Annotated in this window: 11 protein-coding genes; 8 read left to right on the top strand and 3 right to left on the bottom strand. The window is 43.0% G+C overall.

What is annotated here, in order from left to right; all coding sequences use genetic code 11:
* Positions 1-147: 147 nt before the first annotated feature.
* Complete coding sequence (locus CAG60_RS08090; protein WP_004394702.1) at positions 148-783, top strand: FlgO family outer membrane protein; 636 nt, start codon at positions 148-150, stop codon at positions 781-783.
* 6 nt (positions 784-789) lie between these two features.
* Complete coding sequence (gene flgP, locus CAG60_RS08085; RefSeq protein ID WP_050782707.1) at positions 790-1,230, top strand: flagellar assembly lipoprotein FlgP; 441 nt, start codon at positions 790-792, stop codon at positions 1,228-1,230.
* A 144-nt stretch (positions 1,231-1,374) separates the two neighbouring features.
* Here the strand turns inward: flgP and CAG60_RS08080 are convergent, their stop codons facing one another.
* The 3 genes from CAG60_RS08080 to flgA all read right to left on the bottom strand — a co-directional run bounded on the left by CAG60_RS08080 (position 1,375) and on the right by flgA (position 3,041).
* A complete protein-coding gene (locus CAG60_RS08080) occupies positions 1,375-1,800 on the bottom strand; it encodes a flagella synthesis protein FlgN (RefSeq protein ID WP_161438695.1) in 426 nt (141 codons plus the stop codon).
* 48 nt (positions 1,801-1,848) lie between these two features.
* Positions 1,849-2,169, bottom strand: coding sequence for a flagellar biosynthesis anti-sigma factor FlgM (flgM, locus tag CAG60_RS08075; RefSeq protein WP_158138791.1), 321 nt, complete (start codon positions 2,167-2,169; stop codon positions 1,849-1,851).
* A 104-nt stretch (positions 2,170-2,273) separates the two neighbouring features.
* Entirely contained in the window at positions 2,274-3,041 is a 768-nt protein-coding gene (gene flgA, locus CAG60_RS08070) for a flagellar basal body P-ring formation chaperone FlgA (protein WP_161438694.1), read from the bottom strand.
* Between the two features lie 56 nt (positions 3,042-3,097).
* On the opposite strand from flgA, the gene CAG60_RS08065 reads away from it, so the two are divergent.
* The 6 genes from CAG60_RS08065 to flgE all read left to right on the top strand — a co-directional run bounded on the left by CAG60_RS08065 (position 3,098) and on the right by flgE (position 7,992).
* Positions 3,098-4,024, top strand: coding sequence for a chemotaxis protein CheV (locus CAG60_RS08065; protein ID WP_158144785.1), 927 nt, complete (start codon positions 3,098-3,100; stop codon positions 4,022-4,024).
* A 10-nt stretch (positions 4,025-4,034) separates the two neighbouring features.
* Positions 4,035-4,862 (top strand): protein-glutamate O-methyltransferase, encoded by an 828-nt coding sequence (locus CAG60_RS08060; protein WP_154170393.1) that lies wholly within the window; start codon positions 4,035-4,037, stop codon positions 4,860-4,862.
* A gap of 256 nt (positions 4,863-5,118) precedes the next feature.
* Positions 5,119-5,514, top strand: coding sequence for a flagellar basal body rod protein FlgB (flgB, locus tag CAG60_RS08055; protein ID WP_161438693.1), 396 nt, complete (start codon positions 5,119-5,121; stop codon positions 5,512-5,514).
* A 4-nt stretch (positions 5,515-5,518) separates the two neighbouring features.
* Positions 5,519-5,935: a flagellar basal body rod protein FlgC gene (flgC, locus tag CAG60_RS08050; protein WP_004394709.1), complete on the top strand. Its 417-nt coding sequence runs from the start codon at positions 5,519-5,521 to the stop codon at positions 5,933-5,935.
* A gap of 16 nt (positions 5,936-5,951) precedes the next feature.
* Positions 5,952-6,659 carry a flagellar hook assembly protein FlgD gene (locus CAG60_RS08045; protein WP_161438692.1) on the top strand — a complete coding sequence of 236 codons (708 nt, stop codon included), beginning with the start codon at positions 5,952-5,954 and terminating at the stop codon, positions 6,657-6,659.
* Between the two features lie 28 nt (positions 6,660-6,687).
* Positions 6,688-7,992 (top strand): flagellar hook protein FlgE, encoded by a 1,305-nt coding sequence (gene flgE, locus CAG60_RS08040; RefSeq protein ID WP_161438691.1) that lies wholly within the window; start codon positions 6,688-6,690, stop codon positions 7,990-7,992.
* The last annotated feature ends 104 nt before the right edge of the window (positions 7,993-8,096 follow it).

Raw genomic sequence — 8,096 nt, 5'->3', positions numbered from 1 at the left:
TTGGGTATAAATCTTGCTTAGTAAGTGTTAGCTGATGTAGGTGCGCAATTCTGAATCAAAGACAGATTGAGAAAAGCAAAGAGCGTTCCAGTTTTGTCAAAACGGGTGAACGGGACGATAGCCTTAGTATATCTGGAGATGAAGAAAATGAAAAAATGGCTTGGTTTAGTACCGGTAGTCTTTTTGACGGCGTGTGCTTATGCGCCAATTTATAATGGTAAAGAGCCGTATTCTGGCTCACAATTTATGTTGATTGAAAGTCCGCGCCATACGTTGGATTTCTTTATTGATAGTTTGACAGAAGATCTCGTTCAGTCCAATACCAGTGTGACGGCTCGTACCCCGATCGCGGTGACTTCGTTTGTGGATCTACAAGATATGGATACCACCAATTGGTTAGGTAACTCTGTATCTGAAGGATTAATTCATCAGTTCCAGCGTCGCGGCTTTAAAGTAGTAGATTTTAAAACCACAGGGACAATTCAAGTCACTCGTCAAGGTGACTTTGCTTTTAGTCGAGACTGGAAAGATTTGGCTCAAGAGCAAGAAATTCAATACGTATTAACGGGTACTATGCTCCGTCAAGAAGGGGGGGTATTGGTTAATGCTCGAGTGGTTGGTATGCAATCGAGAATCGTGGTTGCGACTGCCCAAGGTTTCTTGCCGGCTGATCGCATTGGACGTGACTTAGATACTTTGAATACCATTCGTACGCAAGACGGTGTACTTATTCGTTCTGATCCGACAATGACTCGTCCATACAGTGTTATCTTGCGCCCTTAGGAGAATATGATGAGATCACCATTACTTTTTTTTCTGACCATCGTCATATTGCTCAGCGGTTGCCAGCCATTGCAGGCGATGCGTGAAGATGATTGGTTGACGGCAGTCGGTTATGCCAGCATCAGTGAGCAACGAGGCCGTGATGATGAGGAAAAGCAAGTGCGAGCAATGCGTGCTTCTAAAATAGATGCTTACCGTGAATTAGCAGAACAAGTTTATGGTATGCGGGTCAGTGGCCGTGCTGATTTGCATGATCAACGTTTAGGTACTGAGCTCACTTCCGGCGCTGTAGATGGTGTGATTCGGGGGGCTGAGGTTGTTCGCAGTTATAAAGTTGGCGATAGCTATGTAACTGAACTGCGGTTAGATATCCGTAAAATGGATCGATTACGCAGTTATGGCGAAGTTCAACAGGTCCCAGAAAAACGTCAACAAACCTTATTTTAACTCTTTTCTTTCTCCAGAATATACGAAAGTGGCTGCAAATACTGTGGCCGCTTTTTTTATGCTGCGGGTTTGAGTTGGCAAGCTATCAGTGACTTTAGAATAGTGGCGAGTAAAAAATGGTAGGTAAAAACGGCACGGGGATCATCAAGCTTTAAGGTTGGTGCCTAAGGTAGAAACGGTATGAGTTTGACCTGTCGCATTATAAGTCATGCCGATTTTGCCGTGACTTTGCTGCATCAAATTATTTAGCTTATTAAAACTGACTTGTGCTCTTGCCAGTGCTTCACCATTCACTAGGTTGGCTTGCTGACAATCGTGAATAATCGAACGAATTTGAGTCATTGTACTATGTAAATATTCATCTTCCGTGAGCTGATTAAGATGGGGATGACTCGCGATACGTTGATCGGTTTGCTGTAATCGATTGATTAAGGCTATCTTTTGTTTCGCTGTTGATTCTATATCAGTAGAAACACGGCTGGTAATGGCTATTTTTTCTTGTTCCAATACCACTGAAAGCTCTTGGGCATTTTTCAATTGGAATGCAACTAAATCGTTTAATGCTGCCATAAATCAACCACCTTAACGAACGGGTTTGATTGGAAAGTCGGTTGATGGTTAAAAACCACCCAACTCTTTCTCAAACTTAATCATATTATCTGCTAGCTTTTCAGCATCAACGACATAGGAACCATTCGCTATGGCTTCTTTTATTGCCGCTACTTTTGCCGTATCAAAGCTGGGTGTTGCGGCCATCTCACTGTGCATTTCACCAATGGCTTTGCCTTGGGTACTGAGTGATACCGCATCTTGTTGAGATGATTGTGAGCGAGCGGCACTCGATGTTGATGATGCTGCTGTATTTGTGTCTGAACGAGCAGGTGAACGATTCGTTGTAACCAACGATTGACCTGAGCGTATGTTATCAATACCTGCCATAAACGAGCCTTTAAAATTGATCTATAGGTACCGTCATATCGACGGAGAGAGAGAAAACTTTAGTGCTTTGTTTACTCATCGATAAAAAAATGATCGTAAAGGGATTAAAATTGTACGGTAACTTCCCCCATTCCGCTCACTTGTGCATCTATTATACGGTTTGAACGATCATTTTTCACTTTTATCTGCTCTCCTAGGTTACCATCAGAGAGAGCGGTGCCTCTAGTTGTGATATTCATCCCGTTACTAACGGCTCTGATCAACACGCTTTCATTTCGACAAACGACACAAATATCATTACGATTGATCACGTCACCCAATTGTAAGTTTCTTTTCGTTTTTGCTCCAATTACCATATCTTGTGAGGAAAAACCTTGCCGTCGAAAGCGAAGCAGATCTACCATACTAAGAGTAATATCATTTTGCGTAATCGTTTGTCCTCTGGATAAAGCATTAAGAGCCGTCACCATAGGAACGGTCATCGTCAGCCTCACGGGAACATAAATTCGCCAGTTATCTGCTGGGCATTCAACCAATACAGTGATATTACTAGCAGAGCCGCTATGAGATGAGGACGATGTCTGTAGCTCATTAGGACAATCGGTAGCAAAGATCCGAGGATCAATGTTGGCCGCATTGACGACCAGTTCACCGCCTATCGGCTTATCGACGGTGTTGATGACATGACTTTCGGCTGCTCGCTGAATCTGTTCGATTTGCTCTGGCGTTGTAGAAAAAACCGAGAGACTAAAGAAAAATAATAAAAAGCCGATAGAGTTATAAAAAAAGTGGTAGAACCCTCTACACTTAGTTGGGGAATGGGAAAATAAACGGGTCTTCGAATTCATAGTTCGTTTCTCTGATTTCTTCATAGCCTGATTTAGACTACCACTTTTTTCCTATAAAAGTTTGAGATGGAGATGAGCTTATGACGGGTATTCTTGATTCTGTGAATCAGCGTACGCAACTTGTTGGTCAAAACCGACTAGAATTATTGACTTTCCGTCTTAACGGGCGTCAACGTTATGGTATTAACGTATTTAAGGTTAAAGAGGTTCTGCAATGCCCGAAGCTCACTGCCATGCCAAACTTACATCGCTTAGTTAAAGGTGTTGCTCATATCCGTGGCCAAACGGTCTCTGTGATCGATCTTAGCTTAGCCGTTGGGGGCCGTCCAACGGTTGATATTGATAAAAGCTTTGTAGTTATCGCCGAGTTTAACCGTTCGATTCAAGCTTTTTTAGTTAGCTCCGTTGAGCGAATCATCAATATGCGTTGGGAAGCGATATTGCCACCACCTGAAGCGGCAGGTAAAGGCAATTACCTCACAGCCGTCACCAATATCGATAATGAGTTGGTTGAAATTCTTGATGTAGAAAAAATCCTCGCTGAAATCGCCCCGGTCAACGAAATTATGAATGCATCGATTGGGGAAGATATTGCTCATGCTGAGCAAGAAAAACCGATTGTACGCCGAATTCTTATTGCTGATGACTCAAGTGTGGCACGCAAACAGGTGCAAAGAGCGATTGAGTCAATTGGTTTTGAGTGTATTCTCACCAAAGACGGCAAAGATGCTTATGAAAAGCTATTAAGTATGGCTAAAGAAGGCAGTATCTATGAGCAAATCTGTTTAGTGATTTCGGATATTGAAATGCCTGAGATGGACGGCTATACCTTAACTGCAGAGATTCGACGTCATAATGAATTAAAAAACTTATATGTTATTCTCCATTCGTCACTGAGTGGGGTATTTAACCAAGCAATGGTTGAAAGGGTCGGTGCCAACTCTTTCATCGCTAAATTCAATCCCGATGAGCTTGGCAACGCGGTGAAAGCTGCGCTAGTAGAATAAAGAGAACTACATGACTGCTATTACTATCAGCGATCAAGAGTATCGCGATTTTTGTCGGTTTTTAGAGTCTCAGTGCGGTATCGTGCTGGGCGACAGTAAACAATACCTAGTGAGAAGTCGTCTTAGTCCACTGGTCAATAAGTTTAAGCTCAGCTCATTGTCTGATCTGTTGCGCGATGTCGTGACGGGCAGAAATCGTGAATTGCGAGTCGCTGCGGTCGATGCAATGACCACGAACGAAACCTTGTGGTTTCGAGATTCATACCCTTTCACGGTATTGGCTGAGCGTTTATTGCCTGAAGTTGCGAAAAGCAAAAGACCGATTAAAATCTGGTCTGCGGCGAGCTCTTCAGGTCAAGAGCCTTACTCGATGGCGATGACAGTCTTAGAGGTTCAGCAAAAGCGCCCAGGTATGCTTCCGAGTGTGGCGATCACGGCGACCGATATTTCCAGCAGCATGCTAGATATGTGTCGATTGGGTATTTACGATAATCTAGCACTCGGCAGAGGATTATCGCCAGAGCGTCGTCGAGCTTTCTTTGAAGAGAACGGTGATGGTCGAATGCGAGTCAAAGATAACGTAAAAAAATTGGTTAACTTTCGGCCTCAAAACCTAATGGAAAGTTACGCCCTTTTGGGCAAGTTCGATATTATTTTTTGTCGTAATGTACTGATCTACTTTGCACCGGATATGAAATCAAAAGTACTTAATCAGATGGCGAGTAGTTTAAATCCTGGCGGCTATTTATTGCTCGGAGCTTCAGAGTCATTGACTGGGCTGACGGATCGTTTTGATATGGTTCGCTGTAATCCCGGTATTATTTATAAACTAAAATAAACACAACAGAGTGATCTTCGTAAACCCGGCGGTATGCCGGGTTTTGTTTATCATTAAGCTCAATATGGCTAAATTCTTGCTTTAATCTAAAGTCGTATCGTTGGCCTTTTCTTTTAGCAACATGTTCTATGATAGTAAGACAGACTAAAGTACCCCAGCGTGTAATGAACCACTAATTTCCTAAAGCATCTAAAACTTGGTACGTAATTTGCTTTTTAAATCAAGTAACGGTCGGTTCTTAGCAAAGAGGCAAAACATGACTATTTCTTTTGATAAAGCACTCGGTATCCATCAACATACGGTTGGTGTTCGTGCACGCAATGCAGAAGTGATTGCGACCAATATTGCACAATCGAACACTCCGGGCTTTAAAGCAAAAGGAATGGACTTTGATCGAGCATTAAAGGCGGCAAATTCAGGGGCAAGCATTAGTCTTAGCCGTACGGACGGTCGGCATATTCCTGCCTCAAAAACGGTGACAGGGGAAATGCTTTACCGCATTCCGACTCAACCGGATACCGGAGATGGCAATACGGTCGATGTTGATTTAGAGCGTAACCTCTTTATGGAAAATCAACTGCGCCACCAAGCTTCTCTAGAGTTCTTAGGCAGTAAGTTTAAGAACCTATCAAAAGCGATTAAAGGGGATTAATTAGATGAGCTTATTTAATGTATTCAATGTGACTGGTTCTGCAATGAGTGCTGAATCTGTTCGTCTAAATACGACATCCAGTAACTTAGCGAACGCAGACAGTGTTAGTAGTTCGGCGAAAGAAACGTATAAAGCCCGTCACGCGGTGTTCGGTGCAGAGTTAAATAAAGCCCGTTATCATCGTGACCCGAATGTTCCGGTAAAAGTGTTAGGGATTGTCGAAAGTAATAAACCGCTAAATGCGGAATACAATCCCGATCATCCTTTGGCCAACGATGAAGGCTTTATTTATAAGCCCAATGTTAATGTTATGGAAGAAATGGCCAATATGATTTCTGCTTCACGTTCTTATCAAACAAACGTTCAAGTGGCCGATGCAAGTAAACAGATGCTGCTGCGTACGCTGCAGATGGGTCAATAAGGGTAGGAGGTAGCAAATGGCTGGCATTAATAACCTTGGTCAAAGCGGCTTGTCCTATATCGACCAACTGAAAGCGCTGCAAGAGCAGAAAAAGCCCACGGAGACGACTGGGCAACAAGAGTTGAAACAAGAGGATTTTCTCTCGTTATTGACCAAACAGTTGGCACAACAAGATCCGTTTAAACCCGTTAGTAACGATCAAATGATTGCTCAAATGGCCTCTTTTGCCACCGTTGATGGCATTGGCAAAATGAACGGTCAATTTGAAAGTTTAAACTCGGCAATGACTTCTAATCAGGCGCTACAGGCTTCGTCGCTAGTAGGACGAGATGTTCTGGTTCCCGGTTCTGCTGGAATGAAGTCGGATGTTGGCGGCATGGCGGCAATGGTCAAATTGCCTCAAGCAGTACAAAACTTATTCATTCGCATTGAAAATGAAGCTGGCCAATTAGTACGTACTTTTGATGTTGGTGCAAAACCTGGCGGTGATAATCGTATCGAATGGGATGGTAATGATGAAAATGGAAATCCATTACCTGAAGGTCGATATAGAGTCAGAGCATCCGGTTTGCTCGGTGGTGAAAATGCCGAATTTGGCGTATCAACCTACGCAAATGTCAATAGTGTTCTACTCGGTAAAGGCGACGGTAATGTACTGCTCAATCTTGCTGGTTTTGAATCACCGGTGCGACTTGCTGAAGTACTAGGAGTTGGCAAAGCATAATTATGCTCGCCAAACAGGAGAATTTGTTATGTCATATATATCGTTAAGCGGTCTTTCTGCTGCTCAATTAGATTTGAATACCACCAGTAATAATATTGCCAACGCGAACACCTACGGCTTTAAAGAGTCGCGGGCGGAGTTTGGTGATGTGTATTCAACGTCGCTATTTACCAATTCAAAAACTACACCAGGCCAAGGTGTTCAGGCGAGTAAGGTTGCGCAACAATTTCATGAAGGGTCGAGTATTTATACCAATAACCCGATGGATTTGCGTATTGCCGGTACCGGATATTTTGCAGTTGCTAAAGATCGCTTAATCCCTCAGCAAAATGAATTGACTCGTAACGGTGCATTTCACCTCGATAAAAATAACTATATGGTCACCTCAAACGATCAATACTTATTAGGTTATGAAGTGAACCCTGATAATGGAGAGGTTTTATCGTATGAGCCTAAGCCGATCAATATTCCGGCTCAGTTTGGTAAACCAAAGCAAACCGGCAATATCGAACTCTCGGCTAACTTACCTGCGAACGGTGATTTAAAAGATCCTGCGCTATTTGATATTACCGATCCTGATACTTATAACCGCACCACGTCGTCGACCATTTATGACTCAATGGGGCAACCTTATAAGCTCACCACCTATTATTTAAAAGATCAAAATGAAAATAATAAGTGGAATACCTACTACACCGTTACCGATAAAACTGGTGAAAAACCACTCAATATCGCTGGCGGAGATGCGGTTTCTCCAAATGGTCATGTGGGCCATACGTTACGCTTTAATAATGACGGAACGTTAGCTAGCATCAATAACGGTAACCCGATTGTTTCTGCTGCATTTGGGGAGGGTGATAACCCAATTGATCTAAATGGAGCGGATGGTTCACAGACTTTAGCCTTTAACCTCAACGGGGCTACACAATTTGCTGCGCCATTTGAATTAACGAAGTTTGATCAAGATGGTGCGACCACGGGCTTTTTGACCAAAATCGATTTTGATGAGTACGGTAGTGTACTGGCCACCTATTCAAATGGACAAAATGTGACCTTAGGTCGAGTCGCTATGGTTCGAGTGGCTAATGAGCAAGGTTTGGATAAAAAAGGTGGCACGCAATGGGATTCTACTCAGCAATCTGGCGTTAAAATTTGGGGTGAATCAAGCAAAGGCTCATTTGGTACGATCAGTAATGGTGTGCTTGAGCAGTCAAACATTGATATGACTCAAGAGCTGGTGGATCTTATTTCTGCACAGCGTAACTTCCAGGCTAACTCGCGGGCTTTAGAAGTGCATACTGGATTACAACAAACGATTTTACAAATCCGTTAATTCTAGATTTATTCGATTCAACATGCCTAAGTTGCGTTGTCTACTTAGGCATGTACTTCTTTCTTCGTCTTTTCTCTTCGTTCGACCTTAACTCGTTCTTTAGG

Origin of the sequence: Vibrio sp. V33_P6A3T137, from assembly GCF_009904835.1 — a bacterium.
GTDB lineage: Bacteria > Pseudomonadota > Gammaproteobacteria > Enterobacterales > Vibrionaceae > Vibrio > Vibrio metschnikovii.
The sequence above is the reverse complement of the archived record's forward strand: the minus strand, read 5'-3'. Positions and strand labels throughout refer to the sequence as shown.

What these genes read in the sequence shown, in the direction of transcription:
- flgM (WP_158138791.1), bottom strand. Translation starts at nt 2,169, where the DNA reads ATGGCAGGTATTGATAACATACGCTCAGGTCAATCGTTGGTTACAACG.
- flgP (WP_050782707.1), top strand. Translation starts at nt 790, where the DNA reads ATGATGAGATCACCATTACTTTTTTTTCTGACCATCGTCATATTGCTC.
- CAG60_RS08080 (WP_161438695.1), bottom strand. Translation starts at nt 1,800, where the DNA reads ATGGCAGCATTAAACGATTTAGTTGCATTCCAATTGAAAAATGCCCAA.
- CAG60_RS08090 (WP_004394702.1), top strand. Translation starts at nt 148, where the DNA reads ATGAAAAAATGGCTTGGTTTAGTACCGGTAGTCTTTTTGACGGCGTGT.
- flgA (WP_161438694.1), bottom strand. Translation starts at nt 3,041, where the DNA reads ATGAAGAAATCAGAGAAACGAACTATGAATTCGAAGACCCGTTTATTT.
- flgE (WP_161438691.1), top strand. Translation starts at nt 6,688, where the DNA reads ATGTCATATATATCGTTAAGCGGTCTTTCTGCTGCTCAATTAGATTTG.
- CAG60_RS08065 (WP_158144785.1), top strand. Translation starts at nt 3,098, where the DNA reads ATGACGGGTATTCTTGATTCTGTGAATCAGCGTACGCAACTTGTTGGT.
- flgB (WP_161438693.1), top strand. Translation starts at nt 5,119, where the DNA reads ATGACTATTTCTTTTGATAAAGCACTCGGTATCCATCAACATACGGTT.
- CAG60_RS08060 (WP_154170393.1), top strand. Translation starts at nt 4,035, where the DNA reads ATGACTGCTATTACTATCAGCGATCAAGAGTATCGCGATTTTTGTCGG.
- flgC (WP_004394709.1), top strand. Translation starts at nt 5,519, where the DNA reads ATGAGCTTATTTAATGTATTCAATGTGACTGGTTCTGCAATGAGTGCT.
- CAG60_RS08045 (WP_161438692.1), top strand. Translation starts at nt 5,952, where the DNA reads ATGGCTGGCATTAATAACCTTGGTCAAAGCGGCTTGTCCTATATCGAC.